Raw genomic sequence first — 23,827 nt, forward strand, 5'->3', positions numbered from 1 at the left:
TGATGCTGGAAAACAGAGGGCCAGAATCTCACAACAGGCGCTCGGACACGACCCGGAACGGCACCCTTGGCAGCCGGAAGACCAGCCCCTCGTGCAGCGCCACGCCCATTGCCTGCAGACGCGGGCACTGCGGTTCGCCTTCCAGCTGCAGCGGTTGCAGCTGCGCGATCTCCACCGGCAGCGCGATGCGGGTGCTGGCCCAGCGGCCGTCGCAGGTACGGGCGATGGCCTCGTCCTGGCAGGTGAGGAAACGCAGCAGGGCCTGGTGGCCGCCGAAGGCCGCCGACCACGCCGCCACATCCTCCCAGCCTGCAGCGGCCTGCCACTGCAGGTGCAACCTCGGCGCACTGCCCTGCCCACCTTCGATCAGGGTGTGCCCATCGCCATCGGTGCGCACCACATGCTCGAAGCGGGTGGACAGATGCGGCTGCATGGCATCGCTGAAAACGCGCGCGCCGGCGACGAAGACCAGCTGGTCCATCACGTTGCGATCAAACAGCACCACCGGCGTCCCGTCCGGATCGTCGTCACGACGCAGGTACCAGCGCCAGTTGCTCTGCCGTGGCGACGGCATCAGGGAACGCAGCGGCCCAGCCAGCGCGGGCCCGAAGTGGCCGTGACGGTAGCTGAGGATGGTGTAAGGCGTGCGTCCGGCATGGACCACGTAGTGATGGCCTGGTGGTGGCATCGGTGCGTGACGCACGTCGACCCACCAGCTCACGTAGACCACATCGCGCACGTCACTGACCAGCGCCGGCATCGGCCAGCGCCGCGACAGTACACGGCGCAGCCGGGTCCAGCGCGGGGCGTGCAGCAGGCGCGGCAGCATCCGCCCGACCAGGGTGTCGGACGGATGCCGGTAGATCGCGGACTGCGCCAGATCCTCCGGCGCAGTCACCTTCAGTCGGCCAGGCCGCGCAGCAGGTCGTTGACGCTGGTCTTGCTGCGGGTCTTGGCATCAACCTGCTTGACGATCACCGCGCAGTACAGCGAGTGGGTACCGTCCTTGCTCGGCAGCGAGCCGGACACCACCACGCTGTACGGCGGGATGTAACCGTAGGTGATTTCGCCGGTGGCACGGTTGTAGATGCGGGTGCTCTGGCTGAGGAACACGCCCATGCCGATCACGCTGTGGTGGCCGACCACCACGCCTTCCACCACTTCCGAGCGCGCACCGATGAAGCAGTGGTCCTCGATGATGGTCGGGCTGGCCTGCAGCGGCTCCAGCACGCCGCCGATGCCGGCGCCGCCGGACAGGTGGCAGTGCTGGCCGATCTGCGCGCAGGAACCGACGGTGGCCCAGGTATCGACCATGGTGCCTTCGCCGACATAGGCGCCGATGTTGGTGAAGCTCGGCATCAGCACCACGTCCTTGCCGAAGTAGGTGCCGCGGCGGGCGATCGCGCCCGGCACCACGCGCACGCCACCACGGCGGAACTTCGCTTCGTCATAGCCGGCGAAGCGCGATTCGACCTTGTCCCAGAACGGTGCGGGGCGCGCATCGACCACGGCCATGTCATTGACACGGAAGTACAACAGCACGGCCTTCTTTAGCCACTCGTTGACCTTCCAGCCACCCTGTCCGTCCGGCTCGGCAACACGGAACTCACCGCTCTCCAGGCCGTCAATCACGCGGTTGACCAGCGGCTTGGTCGAGCCTTCCAGCTCGTGCAGGGTCAAGGTAGCGCGGCGCTCGAAGGCACTCTCGATGCCGAACTTCAGCTCTTCCACGCCCGGGGCCGACGGCTTGCGCAGCGACTTGCGGGCAATGGTTTCGGCGCGGACCGCTTCGGCACTCTTGGCCGGCGCCGGCTTCTTCACAGCACGCTTCACCGCAGCCGCTTTCTTCGCCGGGGCCGTCACCGCAGCGGCCTTCTTCGGCGCTGGGGTCTTCTTCGCGGCCGGTGCGGCAGCAGCAGGTTTCCGGGCCGCTGCGCTCTTGGGGGTCGCGGCGGTCTTCTTGGCGGGCTTGGTGGCCATCAGGCGGGGTCTCCGGCGTTTCGATCAGGGTCCAGGCAGGCCAGCATCGCGTCATGCAGCTGCTGCCGGGCAGGTTCAGTCAGGGGGAGGTCGTGTTCGTCACTGATCACGAAGGTGTCTTCGGCGCGTTCGCCGAACGTGGCAATGCGCGCATCATGCACGCGCAGGCCCTGATTGCGCAGCACGAACGCCACATCGGCCAGCAGGCCGGGGCGGTCGGGGGCGACCAGGGCGAAACGGGTTGCGCCCGGCTCATCGCGGAATTCGATGCGCGGGGCGAAGCGGAAGTGCCGCAGCTGCCGTGGCACCACCCGGCGTGACGGCCGCAGGCGCGACAGGTCACCACTGAGTGCGTCGCGCAGCGCCGCTTCCAGGTTGGCACTGCTGCCATCGGCGAAGGTATCGGCCGGGTTCACTTCGAAGGTATCGAAGATGGTATCGGCCGGACCGTCCAGCACGCGTGCGCGGTGGATGCCGTAGCCCTTGCGGTCCAGCGTCATCACGATCGCCGCGAACAGGCCGTCGCGGTCCGGCGAATGCACGAAGACTTCCAGCGCGGGATCGTCGACACTGATCCGGCGTACCTTCACCAGCGCCTGGCCCTGCTTCACCGGCACCAGCGCGGCAGCCTGCCAGGCCAGCTGCTCCGGGCGCAGGCGGATGAAGCCTTCGTCGGGCATCACCGCGAACTGGCGGTCGATGGTGGCATCGTCGTAACCCCGCTCGCGCACCAGCGCGCGCACGCTGTCACGCGCTTCGGCCACGCGCTCGGCCGCCGGCACCGGGTGTTCCAGCCCCTCGCGCAGCGCGCGCCGGGTGGCGAAGTACAGGTCGGCCAGCAGGCGGTCCTTCCATGCATTCCACAGCTTGGGGCTGGTGCCAGCGATGTCGGCGCAGGTCAGCAGGTACAGGTAGTCCAGGCGGTCGCGGCTGCCGACCAGGGTGGCGAAGCGATGGATCACCTCCGGGTCGGCGATGTCCTGCTTCTGCGCGGTCACCGACATGCGCAGGTGCTGTTCGACCAGCCACGCCACCAGTTCGGTGTCGGACGTGCTCAGCGCATGCGCCTGGCAGAACGCGCGCGCGTCCACCGCGCCCAGCTCCGAATGGTCGCCGCCACGGCCCTTGGCGATGTCATGGAACAGGCCGGCCAGCAGCAGTAGTTCCGGCTTGCGCAGGCGCGGCCACACTTCGTGCGCGATCGAGAAGCGCTCGTCGGCGCGACTGCTGGCGAACAGGCCGATGTTGCGCAGGACCATCAGCGTGTGCTGGTCGACGGTGTAAACATGGAACAGGTCGAACTGCATGCGCCCGCTGACCTGGGCGAACGCGGGAATCCACTGGCCAAGCACGCCCAGCCGCGCCATGCGCGAGAGCGTATCGACCGGGCGCTGGCCGCGCAGCAGCGCCAGGAACTGCTCGCGTGCATCGGCATCAGCCTGGTCGTAGGCCGGCAGCAGCGGCAGCGCTTCGGCCAGCGCACGCGCGGTCAGCGAATGCAGGCCGCGCACCTGCGGATTGTTGGCCCAGCTGGCAAACAGCGCGAACACCTGGCCGATATCGCCGCGCGGCCAGTCGGCCTCGTTGGCCGCCAGGTAGCCACGGCGCAGGGAAAAACCCACGGTCAGCGGCTCCGGCTGCGCCTCGCCATCGAACTGTTCCTCGAAGCGCTGCAGCAGGCGGTCGCTGATCCGGCGCACGACCAGCGCGGCGCGGTAGAACCCCTGCATCATCTTCTCGACACCGAGGTTCTCGGCATCGTCTTCAAAGCCCAGGCGTGCCGCCAAGGTCTTCTGGTAATCAAAACGCAGGCGCTCTTCCGGGCGACGCGCGACCAGATGCAGGCCAAAGCGCAGCCGCGCCAGCACCGCACGTTCGCGCTTCAGTGCTGCCGCTTCGTCTGCGCCCAGATGGCCGAGCCCGACCAGCGCCTCCAGGTCACGCACGCCGAACGCACGCAGTGCCATCCAGCCCAGCGTGTTGAGATCGCGCAGGCCACCGGGGCCATCCTTCAGATCCGGCTCCAGGTTGTCGGCGGTGTCGCCGAAGCGCTGGTGTCGGTTGCGCAGCTCTTCCAGCTTGGCCAGGAAGAAGGTGCGCGCCGGCCACAGTTCACGATCGTCGACGGCCTCGCGCAGCGCGCGGCGCGCCACATCATCGGCCAGGATCGGGCGCGCCTCGATCAGCGCGGTCAGCACGGTCTGGTCCGCTGCCGCCTCGCGGCACTGCGATGCAGAACGCACCGCATGGCTGACGGCCAATCCGCAGTCCCACAGCAGCGCGAACAGGCGTGCCAGCGCCGCCTCATGGGCCAGCTGTGCCGGCGGATCGCCGAACACCAGCAGGTCGATGTCCGAACGCGGAAACAGTTCACCGCGGCCATAGCCGCCGACCGCGAACAGCGACAGCCCGCTGTCGGCCGGCAGGCAGCGCTGCCAGGCCAGGCGGATCAGATGGTCGGCAGCGCGCGCGCGCAGTGCCAGCAGGCGCTCGATGTTGTCGCCCTGGTCGAAGCGGCGGTACAGGCGCGCGTCGGCCTGCTGCAGCGCCTGGCGCGCGGCAGCAGCCCAGTCCAGGTCGTTGAGCGACGCGGCCGGCGTGTCCAGCAGCGAACTCGCCGGCAGCATCGTCAGGAGACCTGCGACTCGCCCGGCGACAGGGTCAGCACGTCCACGCCGGTCTCGGTGACCGCGATCATGTGCTCCCACTGTGCCGACAGCTTGCGGTCCTTGGTCACCACGGTCCAGCCATCCGGCAGCACCTTGTTGTAGCGGGTGCCCTCGTTGATCATCGGCTCGATGGTGAAGGTCATGCCAGGCTGCAGCACCAGGCCCTGGCCCGGGCGGCCGTAATGCACCACCTGCGGCTCATCGTGGTAGACCTTGCCGATGCCGTGGCCGCAGTACTCGCGCACCACGCTGAAACGCTCGCCTTCGGCATAGCTCTGGATGGCATGGCCGATGTCGCCCAGGGTCGCGCCCGGACGCACCGCGCGGATGCCGCGCCACATGGCTTCGTAGGTGGTTTCCACCAGGCGGCGGGCCATCACCGACGGGGTGCCGACGAAGTACATGCGGCTGGTGTCGCCGTGCCAGCCATCCTTGATGACGGTGACGTCGATGTTGATGATGTCGCCATCCTTGAGCACCTTCCCTTCGCTGGGGATGCCATGGCAGATGACGTTGTTGACCGAGGTGCACACGGTCTTCGGGAAGCCGCGGTAGCCGACGTTGGCCGGAACGGCGCCCTGCACGTTCACGATGTGGTCGTGGCAGATGCGGTCCAGTTCCTCGGTGGTGACACCGGGCTTGACGTGGGGGGTGACGATGTCGAGCACTTCGCTGGCCATGCGGCCGGCGATTCGCATCATCTCGATTTCCTGCGGGGTTTTCAGATTCACGCTCATGGCCCCCATTATCGCCGATCCGGCCGCAATCTGAACGAACGCCACCCAACTGGCGATCCGGGCCATGCACGGTTCCGGCAAGGAAAGTGAAAGCGTGATCGCCGCCACCCTTTCGTCTCCCTGTTTATCACGGAATACAGACACTTACGCCTCCTAAGCTGGGGTCACCGTCGCCGAAGCGGTGCCGAACGTGCCGCCTTCGCCTTGTTCAACGGACCTTCGGGTCAGGGAGGTTGTCCATGCGATCCGCGCTTCGTTCCCCGCTTGCCTGGGCCCTGGCCGGGGTCCTGCTGTCCGGCCCGGCCCTGGCCGCAGACACCACCACCTTCAATGTCACCCTGGTGGTGACCAAGGCCTGCACGATCACGGCTGCTGCCGCCACCAACGTTGACTTCGGCACGGCGGCCTCGACCACCGCGACCCCCACCCTGGGTCAGGGCACGGTGACCGCCCAGTGCTCGGCACTGACCCCGTACACGATTTCACTGAATGCGGGTGCCAATGCCAGCACCGCGAATGACGTCACCACTCGCCGGATGAAGAACACCAACGCCGCGGTGACCGCCAACAACTACGTCGGCTACCAGCTCTACCAGGACGCCGCGCACACCCTGGTCTGGGGTGCCACCTCCGGCACCAACACCCAGGCTGGCATCGGCACCGGCCTGGCCGTGCCCTACATCGTCTACGGCCAGATCCTGAACCTGAGCACCAACAACCCGGCGACCGGCAACTACCTGGATACGGTTACCGCCACGATCACCTATTGATGGAGCACGCCCGCATGGCCGGACCCCGCCCGTGGCGCGCCACCGGCGTGGCGCTGCTCGTCCTGAGCCTGGTATTCGCCGCCCCGGTGGAAGCCACCAGCCTGCAGGTCGCCCCGACCAGCCTGCAGCTGGAAGCGCGCCAGCGTGCCGGCGAGCTTTGGCTGACCAACAGTGGCACCTCGCCGGTGAAGCTGCAGGTTCGGGTGTTCCGCTGGGTGCAGCAGGACGGCCAGGAGCAACTGTTGCCCACCGATGAACTGGTGGTCACCCCGCCGATGCAGGAACTGGCTGCCGGGCAGCAGCAGCTGGTCCGGGTGATGCGTCCGGACAGGACGCCACCGCCGGCACAGCAGTACTACAGGCTGATTGTCGACGAGGTGCCCGACCTGGCCACCCGCGCCGACGGCATGCAGTTCGTGCTGCGCTATTCGATACCGGTGTTCGTGCAGCCCGCCGCCGGCAAGCTTGCGCCGCAGCTGCAGGCCCGCCTGGTGCAGTTGCCCGATGGCCGCAACGGCGTCGAGGTGGCCAACGCAGGCAACAGCTATGCGCAGATCGCCGATCTTGCGCTGGGCAGCCCCACGCGCCCACGCATCGTGCATCCCGGACTGCTGGGTTACGTGCTGCCCGGGCAGGTGATGCGCTGGCCGATCGAGCGCACGGCGATCGACCGCGACAACGACCAGATCACGGCCAAGCTCAATGGCGAGTCGGAACAGACGCCGCTGTCGCCCCCATCGGCTCGCTGAGGCGTTGATGGGCGCGCTGCTTGCTGCCCTGGCTCCTGCGGCGACCCAAGCCGCCGATGTGTCCGGTGCAGCGGCTACCGCCACCGCCGATGTATCAGGCATCTCCGCCGATGCGATGCTGCCACCGCCCACACCGTTGACCGCCAACCAGACGCTGTACCTGGACGTTTCGCTCAACAGCACCCCACGCGGACTGCTGCCTTTCATCGAGAACCGTGGCCGCCTGCAGGCCAGCCCCGACGTACTGCGCCAGCTCGGCTTCAACGCCCACGGCGATGCACCGGTGTACCTGGACCAGATCAGCGGCGCGGTGGTGCGCTATGACGCACGCCTGCAGACCCTGGCGCTGGACGTGCCACTGGACCAGCTGACCCTGCCAACCACCGTGCTCAGCCGCCCGCAGACACGCGCGCCCGCAGGCAGTGCCTCACCCGGACTGCTGCTCAACTACGACGTGTATGGCAGCCGGGTGGATACGCTGGGCAACCTCAGCCTGAGCTCCGAACTGCGCCTGTTCGGCGTCGGCAACGGCACCTTCGAAAACACCGCGGTCAGCAGGCGCTACCAGCAGCCTGGCGACCGTCGCTGGCGAGGGGAGAGCGTGCGCCTGGATACGCGCTGGAGCCTGGATTTCCCCGACCAGGCGATGACGCTGGAGGTCGGCGATTTCTACAGCGGCTTCGTCGACTGGACCCGTCCGGTGCGCCTGGGTGGCCTGCAGATCGGTCGCAACTACAGCCTGCAGCCCTATCGCGTGCTGACCCCCACGCCCAGTTTCCTCGGCCAGGCGGTGGTGCCGTCCACGGTCGAGCTGTACGTCGATGGCCTGCGCCAGTACAGCGGCCAGGTCCCGGTCGGCCCGTTCCAGCTGGCCGCACAGCCGGGGATCAGCGGCACCGGCAGCGCACAGGTGGTGGTGACCGATGCGTTCGGCCGCATGCAGACCCTGGATTTCAGCTTCTATGGCACCCAGCAGCTGCTGGCCAAGGGCCTGTCGGACTGGTCCGCCGGCATCGGCCACCTGCGTGAGGACTTCGGCCAACGCTCCTTCGCCTACGACGACCGCACCGTGGCCAGTGCCAGCTGGCGCGGTGGCATCAGTGACACGTTCACCGGCGAGGCTCATGCCGAAGGCGGTGGTGGCCTGGCCCAGGCCGGCATCGGCGGCTGGTGGCTGCTGGGTGGCGCGGGCGTGTTCAACGCCGCCTATGCGCACAGTGACTACCAGGGCCTGCAGGGCGGGCAATGGGCACTGGGCTACAGCTGGAACAACCGCCGACTCAACGTCAATCTGCGCACCGTGCGCAGCCATGGTGATTACCGCGACCTGGGCGCACTGCAGGGCAACCTGCCGCCGAGCATCAGCGAACAGGCCACGGTCGGCGCCGACCTGCTGCGGCTGGGCACGCTCAGCGCCAGCTACCTGCGCCTGCGCTACCCCGATGGCGAAGACAACCGCTACGCCAGCCTGTTCTGGTCGCGGACCTGGAGCCAGCGCTGGTCAGCCTACCTCTCGGTGAACCAGAACCTGGACCAGAGTGATGACCGCAGCATCTATCTGTCGGTAACCGCCAGCCTGGGCAACAACCGCCAGGCCAGCCTGTCCAGCCAGCGCAATGGCGACAGCCAGACCTGGGTGGCCGACGTCACCCAGCCGGTGCCCGGCGATGGCAGTGCAGGCGGCATCGGTTGGCGCGCGCAGGTGCGCCACGGCGAGGACGGCAGTGGCGGCCTGGCCGAAGTCGGCATCCTCAATGACGTCGGCCGCTACTCCTTCGGGGCCTCGCGCCAGGGCGGGCTCAACTATGCCTACGGCAGCGCCAGTGGCAGTCTGGTCTGGATGGGCGGGCACGCGTTTGCCACCCGCGAGGTCTCCGATGCATTCGCGGTGATCAGCACCAATGGTGTCGGTGGCGTGCCGGTGCGGCTGGAGAACCGCCTGATCGGCGTCACCGATGATCGTGGCCTGTTGCTGGTCAGCCCGCTGCTGTCCTGGCAGCGCAACCGGGTCTCGATCGACACCCTGGACCTGCCCGAGGACATGCGTGCCGACCGCATCGAGGACTGGGTGACGCCGCGCCAGCGCGCTGGGACCCACGTGACATTCCAGTTGCGCTCGCGGCCCTCTCTGAGCCTGACGCTGCAGAGCATGGACGGGCAGCCGCTGGAAGTGGGCAGCGAAGTGCAGTTGCCCGGCGGACGCCAGGCCACGGTGGGCTATGACGGCCTGCTGTATCTGGAAGACGTCGCTGCCGGCAGCGTGCTGTACATCACCACCAGCCGCGGCCAGTGCCGGGTGAAGGTACCCGAGCAGCCCAAGGTAGTGGCGTCCGGCGCCCGGCCGAAGCCGGCTCCGCTGCCGTGCATCCCGGAGGTGGCGCCATGAGAGTGCTGCTGCTCGGCATGCTGCTGTTCGCCGGCCTGCTCGCGGCACTACCGGCCCAGGCGACAGCGGTCTGCACGGCAACCGCGAACCCGACCCTGCCGTTCGGCAACATCAACAGCAACGCTCCCGGCCCTACGGCGGCGACGCTGAACATCACGGTGACCTGCACCACCGCCGCACTGAGCCTGCTGGCCACCACCGGCGTCCGCGTCTGCGTGGGTGTCGGCGCAGGCAGTGGCGGCGGCAGCAGCTCCACCTTCCGCACGATGTCCACTTCCACCAGCGACACCATGAATTTCCAGCTCTACAACAACGCCAGCTACGGCCAGGTCACCGGCCTGGTGCCACGCGGCACGCCGCCGGCGCAGGAACTGACCATGAGCTACAACGTGCCGCTGCTGACCGGCGGCAGCGGTGCGCAGTCCGTGCAGCTGTTCGCGCAGATCCCCGCCAACCAGATCCTCGCTTCGGGTGCTTACAGCAGCACCTTCAGTGGCGCCAACGTGGTGCTCACCTGGGCCTGGAACGAAGTCCTGCTCGGCAACGCCACCGTGCCGGCCGCCTGCAACGGCGGCGCAACCGGCACCAACAGCGCCAGTGCGGCCTTCAGCTTCACTGCCACTGCCAACGTGCTGCCGCAATGCGGCAGCTACGTCACCACCAACATGGACTTCGGCAACGTCACCGGCAGCATTTCCGCCAACATCGACCGGACCGCCACGCTCACGCTGACCTGCCTGAAGAACACCGCCTACCAGATCAGCCTCAACAACGGCCAGAACAACCCCGCCGCCTCCACCACCCGGCGCATGGCCACCACCATTGGCAGCGGCACCTACTACCTCCCCTATGAGCTGTACCGCGACGCCGCGCGCAGCCTGCGCTGGGGCAATACCCTCAATGTCGATACCGTTGGCGGCACCGGAAGTGGCAGCGCGCAGCAGCTGACCATCCATGGCCGGGTGCCGGCGGTCACCGGCCAGCCCCCGGCCGGTACCTACAACGATCTGGTGCAGGTGACGATCACTTACTGACCTGTGTGCCGACCAACGGTCGGCATCCACCGGGATGGATTGGAATGGTCGGCATCCACCGGGGTGGGTTCCGGTAGATCCACGCCGTGCGTGGATGCGCGCATCATTCCTGCGCCAGGACCAGTCGACTGGCAGTCGACCCTACAGATTCGGCCGATCCGGCCGATACCGCGCAACGGGTCCTACAGTACGGTGGATGGCAGGTGGTTCGCGCACTTCTGATCGGGGCGATGCTGGTCGCCAGTATGCCCGCGTGGGCCGATCCCGGCAGCACCTCCCTGCAGATCCGGCTGACTGTGGTCGAGGGCTGCAGCAGTGATGCCGGCAACACCCGATGCGCGGCACCGCACCGGAGCAGCGACGCGCCCGAGCTTCCGCAACAGATCCGCGACCTCGCGCCGCCGGCCGACAGCGACGACGCGGCGCCTGCCGTGACCCTCATCTACTGATGCGCATCCTGCTGAGCCTGCTGGCACTGCTGCTGGCACTGCCCGCTGCGGCACTGGACCTGGTGCCCACCACCCTGCAGCTGCCCGCCGAAGGGGGGCACGGCGAGCTGTGGCTGTACAACCCCGGGCCCGGCCGCTGGCAGGGCGAGGTTCGGATCCTGGCCTGGGAACAGCAGGTCGATGCGGAAAAGCTGCGGCCCAGCGACCAGATCCTGGCCAGCCCCTCCCGGCTCGACCTCCCGCCCGGCACCCGTCAACGCATCTGGCTGCTGCCTCGGGAGACGTCGCCCGTTGCCGTCGAGCAGGCCTACCGGGTGATCCTGAGCCCCAGCGGACCGGACCTGCCACGCTACTCGCTGCCCTTGTTCCGGGGGCATGCGACGCCCCTGGCGCGGCCGGACCTGCATGCCGGGATCGAGCCCGGCACGTCGCAGCCTCTTCTGCGACTGCGCAACGCAGGTTCCGTTCACGCCCGCCTGCACGATCTTGCGTTCGTCGCCGGCGATGGACGCCGCACCCTGCTGCTGCCGGGACTGGCCGGCTACCTGCTGGCGGGCCGGGAACGCCGCTGGGCCCTCCCCGTCCATGCCGACGGCTATGCCGGTGGCCATTTCCAGGCCCGGCTGCAGGACGGCCGCGTGGTCGATCTGACCGCGCCGGACCCGGCAATTGCAGCGAGCGCTCCCAGCGGGCTATAATCGACCGGATTCCTGCCGCCTGCGTGCGCGGGAGACCGTCCACACCGGACGTCACCGGTGAATCCACACCTGCTGCCCCCATCCGTGCCGGGGTGCTCCGCAAGGAGTTCGGCCACGGAGGCAACAGGGAAGCCCAACCCCGGAACCATCCGCGCTTCCACGCGTCCCGCATACCTATCCCGCGGGCGGAATCGCCGGTTCCATATCAGGAGTATTGCAATGCCCCAGGTCACCATGCGTCAGATGCTGGAAGCCGGCGTCCACTTCGGCCACCAGACCCGCTACTGGAACCCGAAGATGGCTCCGTACATCTTCGGCGCCCGCGGCAAGATCCACATCATCAACCTGGAAAAGACCGTCCCGCTGTTCAACGATGCGATGAACTTCATCTCGTCGGTTGCCCAGAAGCGCGGCACCGTCCTGTTCCTGGGCACCAAGCGCAGCGCCCGCGAAACCATCAAGGAAGAAGCCGAGCGTTGTGGCATGCCGTTCATGAACCAGCGTTGGCTGGGCGGCACCCTGACCAACTTCCGTACCGTCAAGCAGTCGGTTGCCCGCCTGAAGGAATTGGAAGCCGGTGAAACCGACGGCACCTTCGAGAAGCTGGTCAAGCACGAAGTGCTGGGCCTGCGTCGCGAGCGCGACAAGCTGGAAGCCTCGCTGGGCGGCATCAAGGACATGAACCGTCTGCCGGACGCCATCTTCGTGATCGACATCGGCCACGAAGACATCGCGATCAAGGAAGCCAAGAAGCTGGGCATCCCGGTCATCGCCGTGGTCGACACCAACTACAACCCGGAACTGGTGGACTACGCCATCCCGGGCAACGACGACGCCATCCGCGCTGTGCAGCTGTACGCCCGCGCCGCTGCCGACGCCGTGCTGGAAGGCAAGGCTGCTGCTCCGCACGCTGCTTCGGTGCGTGAGGAAGAGTTCGCCGAAGCCGCTGCTGAAGGCGAAGAGAAGCCGGCCCGCCGCGCTCCGGCCAAGAAGGCTGCCAAGAAGGGCGACGACGCCCAGGCCTGATCCAGGCCCCGGGGTGGACGCCCGGCGTCCACCCTCCCTGCGCGCAGCCTTTGGCGCGTGACAGGACCGTGTCACACGGGCCGGCCACCATGCCGGCCCAACCCCTTTCTTTCGTGAGGTAATCCCGTGGAAATCACTGCTTCCCTGGTCAAGGAACTGCGCGAGCGCACCGGCGCCGGCATGATGGAATGCAAGAAGGCTCTCACCGAAGCCAACGGCGACATCAACGCTGCTGCTGAGGCCATGCGCAAGTCCGGCGCTGCCAAGGCCGACAAGAAGGCTGACCGCGTGGCCGCCGAAGGCCGTCTGGGCCTGGCCCAGGATGGCGGCAAGGCCGTGCTGGTCGAAGTCAACTCGGAAACCGACTTCGTCGCCAACGATGACAACTTCAAGTCCTTCGTCAATGCCGTCGCCGCTGCCGCCCTGGCATCGGGCGCCAACGACGTCGAAGCCGTGAAGGCTGCCAAGCTGGCCGATGGCCGCACCGTTGAAGAAGCCCGCGCCACCGCCGTGCAGACCCTGGGTGAAAACATCCAGATCCGTCGCATGGTGAAGGTTGATGGCAACAACACCATCGGCGCCTACGTCCACACCAACGGCAAGGTTGGCGTGCTGGTCGACCTGGTCGGCGGCGACGTCGAGCTGGCCCGTGGCCTGGCCATGCACGTGGCAGCCCTGAAGCCGCCGCACAACAAGGCTGCGGACGTCCCGGCCGAGTTCGTCGAGAAGGAAAAGGAAATCGAGCTGGCCAAGATGTCCGAAAAGGACAAGGCCAAGCCGGCCGAGATCCTGGAAAAGATCATCAGCGGCAAGATCAACAAGATCGTCAGCGACGTGACCCTGTACGGCCAGACCTACGTGCTGGGCGACACCACCGTCGAGCAGGTGGTCAAGGCCGCTGGCGCCGACGTGGCTGGCTTCAAGCTGCTGATCGTCGGCGAAGGCATCGAGAAGGTGGTGGAAGACTACGCCGCTGAAGTTGCCAAGGCGATGCAGGTCTGATTCCAGCCTTCCGGCTGTGAAGCGACCAGAAGGAGCCGCGGGAAACCGCGGCTCCTTTTTTACGTATGGGCCAAGGGATGAACCCATGCCCCATCGGTGGGTGCGCACCGTTGGTGCGCACAACCGGCACCTTTGCGTTGCGCGCGAATCAAGCCGATACTCGGCGCAGGGAATCCACAGTCACATAGCAGGAACGAAAATCGCGGACTGTGATGCATTCCTAGGTATTCTTGTCCTAATGGAATTGAACGACCCGACATGCCTCCCGAGCTGACAGCTGCCCTGGCGCTCTGCCGCAACCTGCCTTCGCCACCCGGTATTGCCCTGCGCATCATCGAACTGGCCCAGGACCCGGAAGCGGACATCGCCACCGCCGCCGACATCATCGCCATCGACATGGCGCTGAGCGCTCGCATGCTGCGCATCGCCAATTCGCCGCTGTACGCCAGCCGCCGCCGCATCGAGAACCTCGGCCAGGCGCTGACCATGCTCGGCCTGAATGCCACGATCAGCCTCGCCCTCGGCTTCACCGTCACCCAGGGCCTGACCGGTGGCGGCGGTGCCGACCACGACCTGCGCCAGCGCGCGTGGAAGCGCAGCATTCTCAGCGCCCTGGCCGCCAGCCAGCTGGGCCAGGCGCGCGGCCTGCGCCGGCTGGAGGAACTGATGCTGGCCGGGCTGCTGCAGGACCTGGGCGTGCTGTGCCTGGCCCAGACCGAATCGGAGCGCTACCTGCCACTGCTGCGCGAAGCCCGTGACAATACCGATCTGGTCGCACGCGAGCGCGAGGAACTGGGCTGCAGCCACGCCGATGTCGGCGCCTGGGTGGCCGAGCAATGGGGCCTGCCGCGCTACCTGGTGGAAAGCATCAGCCACAGCGAGGACGACGACGCTGCCGATTCGCCGTTCCAGGCCTGCGTACAGCTGTCCGGCGCTGTCGCCGACATCTGGCTGGACGAAGACGCCGATGCCGCCCGCGAACGCGCCCTGCACCAGGTGCATGACCGGCTGGAGCTCGACAGCGCCCGTTTCGATCAGGTGCTGACCCGTATCAGCGATGCCCTTCCGGATATCGCCAGCCTGTTCGAGGCCGGCCTGAACTCGCCCTCGCGGGTCCGGGAGCTGATCGACCACGCGCAGGAACTGGCCACCCTGCGCAACCTGCGCGAGCTGCAGGATGCCGATCAGGCACGCCGCCGCGCCGACGAATTCGAGGCGCGGGCCAAGCGCCTGGCCGACCAGGCCCACCGCGACGCCCTGACCGGCGTGCTCAACCGCCGCCAGCTGGAGGCGGTGCTGGAACAGGAGTTCCTGCGCGCCGGGCGCCAGGGCTGGCCGCTGTCGGTGGCCTTCATCGACCTGGACGACTTCAAGAAGATCAACGATGCCCACGGCCACCTGACCGGCGACGAGGTGCTGCGCGCCTTTGCCGGCAAGCTGCAGGGCCAGCTGCGCAACAGCGACACCGTGGCCCGCTTCGGTGGCGAGGAATTCGTCGCGCTGCTGCCCAACACCAGTGAATCGGTGGCGCTGGACGTGATCCGGCGTGTGCTGGCCAACATCGTCGCCACGCCGATGGCCGAACTGGAGGGAGGCCCGCTGTTCGTCACGTTCTCCGCCGGCGTGGCCACCCAGGGCGGCTACGAACGCTTTGCCGACGTGCAGGACCTGCTGCGCGCAGCCGACGATGTGCTGTACCGCTCGAAGAACCTGGGCCGCAACCGGGTGATCGCCCGCTCCCCCGGCGCCCTCGGCCACGACGAGCTTTCAGCCACCGCCGGCGCCGAGCTGGGCTGAACGGGACGCCCCGCGTGAGCGGGGCGGACGGCAGGATTTCGCGCCGCAGTGCACAAAACACTTTGGCCCAACGCCGCATGCGCGTAGAATCGCCCGCGATTTCCACGCACCCGAGGTCCCTATGTCCAAGCTCGCCTATCGCCGCATCCTTCTGAAACTGTCCGGGGAGGCGCTGATGGGAGATGAGGACTACGGCATCGACCCGAAGATCATCAATCGCCTGGCCCGTGAGGTCATCGAAGCCCAGCAGGCCGGTGCCGAAGTGGCGCTGGTGATCGGCGGCGGCAACATCTTCCGCGGCGCCGGCCTGGCCGCCGGCGGCATGGACCGGGTCACCGGCGACCAGATGGGCATGCTGGCCACGGTCATCAACGCCCTGGCCATGCAGGACGCCCTGGAAAAGCTGGGCGCCAAGGCCCGCGTGATGAGCGCGATCAAGATCAATGACGTGTGCGAGGACTACATCCGCCGCCGCGCCATCCGCCACCTGGAAAAGGGCCGCCTGGTGATTTTCGCCGCCGGCGTCGGCAGCCCGTTCTTCACCACCGACTCCGGCGCCGCGCTGCGTGCGATCGAGATCGGTGCCGACCTGCTGCTGAAGGCCACCAAGGTCGATGGCGTGTACGACAAGGACCCGAACAAGCACAGCGACGCGGTCCGTTTCGACAGCCTGAGCTACGACGAAGTGATCCGCCGCGGCCTGGAAGTGATGGATACCGCGGCCTTCGCACTGGCCCGAGACAGCGACCTGCCGATGCGCGTGTTCGACATGGGCCAGCCGGGCGAGCTGCTGAAGATCCTCAGCGGCGCGAACATCGGCACCCTGGTCCAGGGCCGCGACCCGGCCTGAGCCTGAGCGCCAGGCGAGCTGCGGGCCGATTCTGGCCCGGCAGCGTCCCGTATTCGCCTATAATCGCCCGATTCCAGTTACACCCAGGACCGGGCGATGCTCAACGACATCAAGAACAACGCGCAGACGCGCATGGCCAAGAGCATCGACGCTCTGAAGCACACCCTCACCTCGATCCGCACCGGCCGCGCCACCCCGGCCCTGCTGGACCGCGTCACGGTCAGCGCCTATGGCAACGCCAGCACCCCGCTGAACCAGGTCGCATCGATCTCCAACGCCGACGCCCACTCGCTGCTGGTCACGCCGTTCGACAAGAGCATGATCAAGGAGATCGAAAAGGGTCTCTACAACGCCGAGTTCACCCCGAACACCCTGGGCACCGCGATCCGCATCAACATGCCGCCGCCGACCGAAGAGCGCCGCAAGGAGCTGGCCAAGCAGGTGCAGAAGGAAGGCGAAGGCGCCAAGATCGCGATCCGCAACATCCGTCAGGACGCGAACAAGGAAATCGCCAAGCTGGTCAAGGACAAGGCGATCAGCGAAGACGAGAAGAAGCGCGGTGAGGACGACATCCAGAAGTTGACCGACACCAACATCAAGGACGTCGACAAGGTCGTTGCCGACAAGGAAAAAGAACTGCTGTCGGTCTGAAGTCGATGCCTTCAGTCCCGCCTCCGTTGCCGGCCGCCCTGCCCCGCCACATTGCCATCATCATGGATGGCAATGGACGCTGGGCACAGCAGCGCCGTCGTCCGCGCGTGATCGGCCACCGGGCCGGCGCGCGTGCGGTCAACCGCACCATCGAGCGCTGCCTTGAGCTGGGCATTCCGGCGCTGACCCTGTTCGCGTTTTCCAGCGAGAACTGGGGCCGGCCGCAGGAAGAAGTCGATGCGTTGATGAAGCTGTTCCTCGGCGCGCTCGACCGCGAAGTGGACGAGCTGCATCGGCGTGGCGTGCGCGTGCGCTTCATCGGCGAGCGCGAACGCTTCGGTGCCGGGCTGGTCAGCCGCATGCAGCTGGCCGAGCAGCGCACCGCAGACAACACCACCCTGACCCTGTCGATCGCCGCCAGCTACGGTGGCCGCCAGGACATCGCCCGTGCCGCGCGCGCGCTGGCCGCTGAAGTCGCCGCCGGCCGCCTGCTGCCCGAACAGATCGACGAATCGCTGCTGGGCAGCCAGGTCGCCCTGGCCGACCTGCCGCCACCGGACCTGTTCATCCGCACCGGTGGCGACACCCGCATCAGCAACTTCCTGCTGTGGCAGCTGGCGTACACCGAGCTGTGGTTCACCGAGGCGCTGTGGCCAGACTTCGATCCCGCCCTGCTGCAGCAGGCGCTGGACGCCTACGGCAGCCGTGAGCGTCGTTTCGGCCTGACCAGCGCCCAGATCGCCGCACTGGCCACCGAGACTTCCAGCCCATGACCAAGACCCGAGTCCTTGCCGCGCTGATCATGGCGCCGGTCGCCATTGCCGCGATCCTGCTGCTGCCGACCCAATGGCTGGCAGCGGCGGCCGCTGCGGTGCTGCTGATCGGCCTGTGGGAGTGGCTGAAGCTGGCCGGCATCGAAGACACCCTGGCGCGCACCGTGCTGCTGGTACTGAACCTGCTGCTGATGGTGCTGCTGGTATGGGCCGATGGCAGCACGCTGGTGCTGTTCCAGATCACCACATTGGCCGGTGTTGCCTGGTGGCTGGCGGCGCTGGTCTGGCTGCGCTTCTTCAATTTCGGCGCGCAACCGTCGGCACCCTCGCGCATCGTGAAGATGCTGGCCGGTACGCTGGCCATCGTTCCGGCCTGGGCCGCGCTGGTGCTGATCCATGCCGGCGGCGATCCGCCGGGCAAGCAGGGCCACCTGTGGCTGCTGGCTGCGCTGGCACTGGTCTGGGCGGCCGATTCGGGCGCCTATTTCGCAGGCCGTCACTTCGGCAAGCACAAGCTGGCCCCGCGCATCAGCCCCAACAAGACCTGGGAAGGCCTGTTCGGCGGCCTGCTGGCCGGTGTCGCCGTGGCCGTCGGCCTGGGCTGGCTGGCCGGCATCGATACCGCACACCTGCCGGGCCTGCTGATCACTTCGGTGGTGGCGGTGTTCGCCTCGGTGCTGGGTGATCTGTTCGAAAGCCTGATCAAGCGCCACGCGGGCGCCAAGGACTCGGGCCACCTGATTCCGGGCCATGGTGGCGTACTCGACCGTGTCGACGGCGTTCTGGCTGCAGTGCCGGTGTTCGCACTCGGCAAGGAAATCTTCGGGTTCTGACCATGAATGCTGTCGCAGACCTGCGCCGGGTCGCCGTATTCGGCGCCACCGGCTCGATCGGTGCCTCCACGCTGGACGTGATCGCCCGCCACCCGCAGCGCTACCAGGCCACCGTGCTGGCCGCCGGTCGTCAGGTGCAGGCGTTGCTGGCACTGTGCCGCCAGCACCGGCCCGCGCACGCGGTGATCGCCGACGAATCGCTGTTCGCTGAGCTGCGCGATGGCCTGCGCGATGCCGGACTGGCCACCGAGGCGCATGCCGGCCATGCCGCGCTGGACCAGCTGGCCGCCAGCGATGCCTGCGACACCGTGGTCGCCGCCATCGTCGGTGCGGCCGGGCTGTCTTCCACCCTGGCCGCCGCCGCCGCGGGCAAGCGCATCCTGCTGGCCAACAAGGAATCGCTGGTGCTGGCCGGTGAGCTGCTGACCCGCACCGCTGAACGCGCCGGCGCCGAGATCATCCCGATCGACAGCGAACACAGCGCGATCTTCCAGTGCCTGCGCTCGCGCGATGCCAGCGTGGATGGCGCCGGCGTGCGCCGCATCCTGCTGACCGCCTCCGGCGGCCCGTTCCGTGGCCGCAGCCGCGCCGAACTGGCCCAGGTCACCCCGGCCCAGGCCGTTGCCCACCCGAAGTGGTCGATGGGGCCGAAGATCTCGGTTGATTCGGCGACGTTGATGAACAAGGGCCTGGAAGTGATCGAGGCCCACCACCTGTTCGGCATCCCCGGTGAGCGCATCGAAGTGCTGGTGCACCCGCAGAGCCTGGTCCACTCGCTGGTCGAGTTCGTGGACGGCTCGACTCTGGCGCAGATGGGCCTGCCGGACATGCGCACCACACTGGCCGTTGGCCTGGGCTGGCCACAACGCATTGAATCGGGCGTATCCGGGCTGGATCTGCTGGCCCAGGGCCGGCTCGATTTCGAGGCCCCGGACACCGACGCCTTCCCCTGCCTGGCCCTGGCCTGGCAGGCGATGCAGGCCGGCGGCACCGCCCCGGCGGTGCTGAACGCTGCCAATGAAGAGGCGGTTTCAGCGTTTCTTCAGGGCCGGATCGGTTTCCTGACCATCCCGGAGCTGGTTGCTAACGCTCTTTCAACACTGCCGACCCAGCCAGCCGATACACTGGAGGTCCTGTTGTCCGCCGACCAGCGGGCACGCCAGCTGACCCTGAACGCCATCGACGCCGCCTGAACGACCGCCTCGCCCAGCATGACGACGCCGCCCCTGCCCGCCACTGTGAGCCTGCATGACTGACTTCATCGGATCGGTCTGGTGGATGATTGTCAGCCTCGGGCTGCTGGTCACGTTCCACGAGTTCGGGCATTACTGGGTCGGGCGCCTGTGCGGGGTCAGGATCCTGCGCTTCTCGGTCGGCTTCGGCCGGCCGCTGTGGTCGCGCCGGGACAGGCACGGCACCGAGTTCGCCATCGCCGCCATCCCGCTGGGTGGCTATGTGAAGTTCCTGGACGAGCGCGAGGTCGAAGTGCACCCGCACGAGCGCGGCCAGGCCTTCAACCACAAGACCGTCTGGCAGCGCATCGCCATCGTCGCCGCCGGACCGATCGCCAACCTGCTGCTGTGCATCCTGCTGCTGTGGGCGATGTTCGTGATCGGCAAGCAGGATTATTCGCCGACCATCGGCCGTGTCAGCGGCATCGCCGCCAGCGCCGGCCTGACCAGCGGCGACCGCGTGCTGCGCGTGGACGAGCGCCCGGTGGTCACCCTCGGCGAGGCCAGCATGGCGCTGACCGCCGCCGCGATGGACCGCCGCGACGTGAAGCTGGAAGTGCTGGACCCGGCCGACCAGGTGCGCGTGCGCAGCCTGCCGCTGTCGCAGCTGCCCCCCGGCTTCGATGAACGGCGCGTGCCGATCCTGGCTGGCCTGTACTGGCAGTCGTGGCTGCAACCGGCGCTGGTCGAGTCGCTCACCGCGGACTCCGTGGTGGCCGGGCAGCTGCAGCCGGGCGATCTGATCGTAGCGATCGACGGCCAGCGCATCGACGGCGCCGACCAGGTCATCGGCGAGATCCAGACGCTGGGCCGCGCCGGCGGCCCGGGCATGATCGAGGTCCTGCGGGGCGGCGAGCGCCTGGCGCTGGAAGTCACCCCGCGCCAGGGCAAGGATTCAAAGGGCGAGCCGATCTGGCAGATCGGCGTGCAGTTCCCGACCTCGTTCAGCCCTACCTACGACACCCTGCTGCGCTATGGCCCGCTCGACGCGGTCACCGTGGCCGTGCGCGAAACCGGCCGCCTGGCGGCCGATTCGCTGGGCATGATGGGCCGCATCGTCACCGGCAAAGCCTCGCTGCAGAACGTTTCCGGGCCCGTCACCATCGCCCGGGTAGCCAACATCTCGGCCAAACGCGGCCTGGACTGGTTCCTGCAGTTCCTTGCCCTGCTGTCACTCAGCCTGTGCATCATCAACCTGTTGCCGATCCCGATCTTGGACGGCGGCCACCTGCTGTATTACCTTATCGAGTTGGTCAAGGGCAGCCCGCTGAGCGAGCGTGCCATCGCCGCCGGCCAGTACATCGGCCTGGCGTTGCTGGCCGGGCTGATGGGGTTGGCGTTCTACAACGACATCCTCGGCCTGGTCCCGCGATGAACTTTTCCACGTTGTTGCCGTCTACAGCGTCGGCATCCCGCACCAATGAAATCGACCTTCCTACCGGACGTGACATGACGCGACTCCCCAATCGCCGCCTGCTGGCCCTCGCCCTCGCCGCCGTCACCGGCGCTCCCGCCCTGGCCCAGGCAGCCGAGCCCTTCACTGTCAGCGACATCCGCGTGGATGGCCTGCAGCGCATCAGCTCGGGCACGGTATTCACCTACCTGCCGGTGGAGCGTGGCGAGACGGTCACCGACAACAAGGTCGGCGAGACCATCCGCGCCCTGTACAAGACCGGCTTCTTCGAAGACGTGCAGCTGGACCGCCAGGGCAGCATCCTGGTGGTGACCGTCAAGGAACGCCCGGCGATCAACAAGCTGACCGTGACCGGCAACAAGGACATCAAGTCCGAGCAGCTGCTCAAGGGCCTGTCCGACATCGGCCTGACCGAGGGCGGCACCTTCGATCGCCTGAGCCTGGATCGCGTGACCCAGGAACTGCGCCGCCAGTACAACGACCGCGGCAAGTACAACGTCGAGATCACCCCGACGGTGAGCCCGCTGGACCGCAACCGCGTGGACATCGCGATCGCCATCAAGGAAGGCAAGGCGGCCAAGATCCGTCACGTCAACCTGGTCGGCACCGAGAAGTTCGAGAGCAAGGACATCCTGGAGACCTGGGAGTCCAAGGAGCACAACTGGGCATCGTGGTACCGCCGTGACGACCAGTACTCCAAGGAAAAGCTGTCCGGCGACCTGGAAAAGCTCAATTCCTGGTACCTCGACCGCGGCTATGTCGACTTCAGCATTGATTCGACCCAGGTGTCGATCAGCCCCGACAAGCGCGACATGTTCCTCACCGCCGGCGTGACCGAAGGTGCGCAGTACAAGATCTCCGAGATCAAGGTCAGCGGCGACACGATCCTTCCGCAGGAGGACGTCGAGCGCATGGTGATCCAGAAGTCCGGCGACACGTTCTCGCGTGCGCTGCTGGAATTCAGCTCGGACACCATCACCAACTCGCTGTCCAACATCGGCTACGCGTTCGCCAAGGTGAACCCGATCCCGACCACCAACCGCCCCGAGCAGACCGTGGCGATCAACATGCAGGTCGTGCCCGGCCCGCGCGTGTCGGTGCGTCGCATCCTGTTCCGTGGCAACACGCGTACGTCCGACGAAGTGATGCGTCGCGAAATGCGCCAGTTCGAGAACAGCTGGTACTCGCAGGCCGCGATCGACCGCTCCAAGATCCGCCTGCAGCGCCTGGGCTACTTCGAGTCGGTGGACGTTGAAACCCCGGCCGTGAGCGGCAGCAACGACCAGGTCGACGTCGTCTACAACGTCAAGGAAACCACGTCCGGCAGCTTCGTGTTCGGCCTGGGCTACTCGCAGTCCTACGGCATGACCACCTCGGTGCAGCTGTCGCAGAACAACTTCCTCGGCGGCGGCAACCGCGTGTCGGTCGAAGCCTCGCGCAGCAGCTACCTGCAGCGCTACGGCTTCAGCTACACCAACCCGTACTTCACCGATGACGGCGTGTCGCTGGGCTACAACCTGTCCTGGCGCGAACTGGACTACTCCGACTTCAACACCGCGCAGTACAACAGCACCAATGGTTCGGCGCAGGTGGTGTTCGGCGTGCCGATCACCGAGACCGATACCGTCTCGCTGATGTTCGGCATCGACAGCAACCAGATCACCACCTACCCAGGCTCGACGCCGCAGTCGATCATCGACTACATCAACGTACTGGGCAGCAAGACCTTCCATGCATGGCGCACGGAGCTGGGCTGGGCACGCGACTCGCGCAACGACTACTTCATGCCGACCCGTGGTACCTACCAGCGCGTTGGCCTGGAAACGACGCTGCCGGGCTCGACCATCGAGTACTACAAGCTGAACTACCAGATCAGCAAGTACTGGCCGATCATGCCGTCGCTGGTCATCAACACCCGCGCCGAAGTGGGTTACGGCGACAGCTATGGCAGCGACAAGACCGCGATGGTGCCTGACGAGGCCGGCAACCTGCGTTCGGTCACAGCCAAGGGCCTGCCGTTCTACGAGAACTTCTACGCCGGTGGCACCAACTCGGTGCGCGGCTTCGAGGACAACACCCTCGGCCCGCGCGAAGTGACCCGCGGTTATCCGGAAGGCCAGCCGCTGGGTGGTTCGCTGAAGACCGTCGGTTCGGTCGAAGCCTACTTCCCGCGCCTGTTCGACAGCCCGTCGGCACGCGTGTCGGCCTTCGTCGACTTCGGCAACGTCTACACCGGCGTGGACAACTTCAAGGCCAACGAACTGCGCGTGTCCACCGGTGTGGCCCTGCTGTGGCGCGCCCCGGTCGGCCCGATCTCGATCAGCTACGCCTTCCCGCTGAAGAAGGAAGACGGCGACAAGATCGAGCGGCTGCAATTCACGTTCGGTGGCCAGTTCTGAGGAACGTCGTTCCTCAGAACTGATCCACCTCCGGTGAATTGCCCGCGCATTTCACCTATCCCCCGCGCCGTTACGCATGCCATCCATGGCATGCGCCCTTCGGGCCGTTGCATGGCAACGTTGGGAATCGCTCCTGCGATTCCCAGCGGCGCGCCCCCCTTAACAGAAGGGGGGCTCTCCACCAGACGGGGTACGAAGCGCCGGGCATTGCCCGGCGTTTTCGTTTTTCAGATGACACTCCACGGCACGGGCTTTTGGCCGCGCTCGCGGGAAATTGTCCAGAGGCGGCGGGTGGCCCTGGACAGGACCGTTGGCGCCATGGATGGCGCCATCGAGCACCATGGAGGGGCTTTTGCGTGTGCTGGCCAGGGCCACCCG

20 protein-coding genes are annotated in these 23,827 nt (G+C 67.2%); 16 read left to right on the forward strand and 4 right to left on the reverse strand.

The features are described from left to right. Positions 1 to 28: 28 nt before the first annotated feature. The 4 genes from V3B25_RS04930 to map are packed head-to-tail and all read right to left on the reverse strand — an operon-like array spanning position 29 to position 5,452. Complete coding sequence (locus tag V3B25_RS04930) at positions 29 to 898, reverse strand: hypothetical protein (RefSeq protein ID WP_329810228.1); 870 nt, start codon at positions 896 to 898, stop codon at positions 29 to 31. 2 nt (positions 899 to 900) lie between these two features. Next, positions 901 to 1,980, reverse strand: coding sequence for a 2,3,4,5-tetrahydropyridine-2,6-dicarboxylate N-succinyltransferase (dapD, locus tag V3B25_RS04935; RefSeq protein ID WP_032127931.1), 1,080 nt, complete (start codon positions 1,978 to 1,980; stop codon positions 901 to 903). Continuing rightward, entirely contained in the window at positions 1,980 to 4,607 is a 2,628-nt protein-coding gene (locus V3B25_RS04940) for a [protein-PII] uridylyltransferase (RefSeq protein WP_329810230.1), read from the reverse strand. Before V3B25_RS04940 ends, dapD begins: the two co-directional genes overlap by 1 nt. 2 nt (positions 4,608 to 4,609) lie before the next feature. Next, entirely contained in the window at positions 4,610 to 5,452 is an 843-nt protein-coding gene (gene map, locus V3B25_RS04945; protein ID WP_080291753.1) for a type I methionyl aminopeptidase, read from the reverse strand. 173 nt (positions 5,453 to 5,625) lie between these two features. Here map and V3B25_RS04950 point away from each other — a divergent pair, with 173 nt between their 5' ends. The 16 genes from V3B25_RS04950 to bamA all read left to right on the forward strand — a co-directional run bounded on the left by V3B25_RS04950 (position 5,626) and on the right by bamA (position 23,449). Continuing rightward, positions 5,626 to 6,156, forward strand: a complete 531-nt coding sequence (locus V3B25_RS04950; RefSeq protein ID WP_032127934.1) for a spore coat U domain-containing protein — start codon at positions 5,626 to 5,628, stop codon at positions 6,154 to 6,156. Further along, on the forward strand, positions 6,156 to 6,905 hold the full coding sequence (locus V3B25_RS04955; RefSeq protein ID WP_049399527.1) for a molecular chaperone: 750 nt from the start codon (positions 6,156 to 6,158) through the stop codon (positions 6,903 to 6,905). Before V3B25_RS04950 ends, V3B25_RS04955 begins: the two co-directional genes overlap by 1 nt. Before the next feature lie 7 nt (positions 6,906 to 6,912). Further along, entirely contained in the window at positions 6,913 to 9,291 is a 2,379-nt protein-coding gene (locus tag V3B25_RS04960) for a fimbria/pilus outer membrane usher protein (protein WP_121503842.1), read from the forward strand. After that, positions 9,288 to 10,325 (forward strand): spore coat U domain-containing protein, encoded by a 1,038-nt coding sequence (locus V3B25_RS04965; RefSeq protein WP_154352167.1) that lies wholly within the window; start codon positions 9,288 to 9,290, stop codon positions 10,323 to 10,325. The genes V3B25_RS04960 and V3B25_RS04965 overlap by 4 nt, the downstream gene beginning before the upstream one ends. Before the next feature lie 230 nt (positions 10,326 to 10,555). Next, entirely contained in the window at positions 10,556 to 10,774 is a 219-nt protein-coding gene (locus V3B25_RS04970; RefSeq protein ID WP_154353600.1) for a hypothetical protein, read from the forward strand. After that, positions 10,774 to 11,472: a molecular chaperone gene (locus tag V3B25_RS04975; RefSeq protein ID WP_329810235.1), complete on the forward strand. Its 699-nt coding sequence runs from the start codon at positions 10,774 to 10,776 to the stop codon at positions 11,470 to 11,472. Before V3B25_RS04970 ends, V3B25_RS04975 begins: the two co-directional genes overlap by 1 nt. A 219-nt stretch (positions 11,473 to 11,691) precedes the next feature. Further along, positions 11,692 to 12,498 carry a 30S ribosomal protein S2 gene (gene rpsB / locus V3B25_RS04980; protein WP_005408748.1) on the forward strand — a complete coding sequence of 269 codons (807 nt, stop codon included), beginning with the start codon at positions 11,692 to 11,694 and terminating at the stop codon, positions 12,496 to 12,498. Between the two features lie 126 nt (positions 12,499 to 12,624). Beyond that, positions 12,625 to 13,500 carry a translation elongation factor Ts gene (tsf, locus tag V3B25_RS04985; protein WP_032127939.1) on the forward strand — a complete coding sequence of 292 codons (876 nt, stop codon included), beginning with the start codon at positions 12,625 to 12,627 and terminating at the stop codon, positions 13,498 to 13,500. 258 nt (positions 13,501 to 13,758) lie between these two features. Continuing rightward, positions 13,759 to 15,297 (forward strand): GGDEF domain-containing protein, encoded by a 1,539-nt coding sequence (locus tag V3B25_RS04990; protein ID WP_329810238.1) that lies wholly within the window; start codon positions 13,759 to 13,761, stop codon positions 15,295 to 15,297. A gap of 121 nt (positions 15,298 to 15,418) precedes the next feature. Further along, a complete protein-coding gene (pyrH, locus tag V3B25_RS04995) occupies positions 15,419 to 16,147 on the forward strand; it encodes a UMP kinase (protein WP_032127941.1) in 729 nt (242 codons plus the stop codon). 96 nt (positions 16,148 to 16,243) lie between these two features. Then, positions 16,244 to 16,798, forward strand: a complete 555-nt coding sequence (gene frr / locus V3B25_RS05000) for a ribosome recycling factor (RefSeq protein WP_032127942.1) — start codon at positions 16,244 to 16,246, stop codon at positions 16,796 to 16,798. A 5-nt stretch (positions 16,799 to 16,803) separates the two neighbouring features. Then, on the forward strand, positions 16,804 to 17,571 hold the full coding sequence (gene uppS, locus V3B25_RS05005) for a polyprenyl diphosphate synthase (RefSeq protein WP_032127943.1): 768 nt from the start codon (positions 16,804 to 16,806) through the stop codon (positions 17,569 to 17,571). Then, the gene (locus V3B25_RS05010; RefSeq protein ID WP_010486331.1) at positions 17,568 to 18,404 is read left to right on the forward strand and encodes a phosphatidate cytidylyltransferase; all 837 of its coding nucleotides are present in this window, start codon (positions 17,568 to 17,570) and stop codon (positions 18,402 to 18,404) included. The genes uppS and V3B25_RS05010 overlap by 4 nt, the downstream gene beginning before the upstream one ends. A 2-nt stretch (positions 18,405 to 18,406) precedes the next feature. Further along, positions 18,407 to 19,597 (forward strand): 1-deoxy-D-xylulose-5-phosphate reductoisomerase, encoded by a 1,191-nt coding sequence (locus V3B25_RS05015; RefSeq protein ID WP_049399539.1) that lies wholly within the window; start codon positions 18,407 to 18,409, stop codon positions 19,595 to 19,597. A 55-nt stretch (positions 19,598 to 19,652) separates the two neighbouring features. Further along, positions 19,653 to 21,011, forward strand: a complete 1,359-nt coding sequence (gene rseP, locus V3B25_RS05020; RefSeq protein WP_329810240.1) for an RIP metalloprotease RseP — start codon at positions 19,653 to 19,655, stop codon at positions 21,009 to 21,011. Between the two features lie 74 nt (positions 21,012 to 21,085). Beyond that, on the forward strand, positions 21,086 to 23,449 hold the full coding sequence (bamA, locus tag V3B25_RS05025; protein ID WP_049421648.1) for an outer membrane protein assembly factor BamA: 2,364 nt from the start codon (positions 21,086 to 21,088) through the stop codon (positions 23,447 to 23,449). Positions 23,450 to 23,827: the final 378 nt, after the last annotated feature.

The sequence above is a fragment of the Stenotrophomonas sp. SMYL8 genome (assembly GCF_036320065.1).
Taxonomy (GTDB): Bacteria; Pseudomonadota; Gammaproteobacteria; order Xanthomonadales; family Xanthomonadaceae; genus Stenotrophomonas; species Stenotrophomonas maltophilia_A.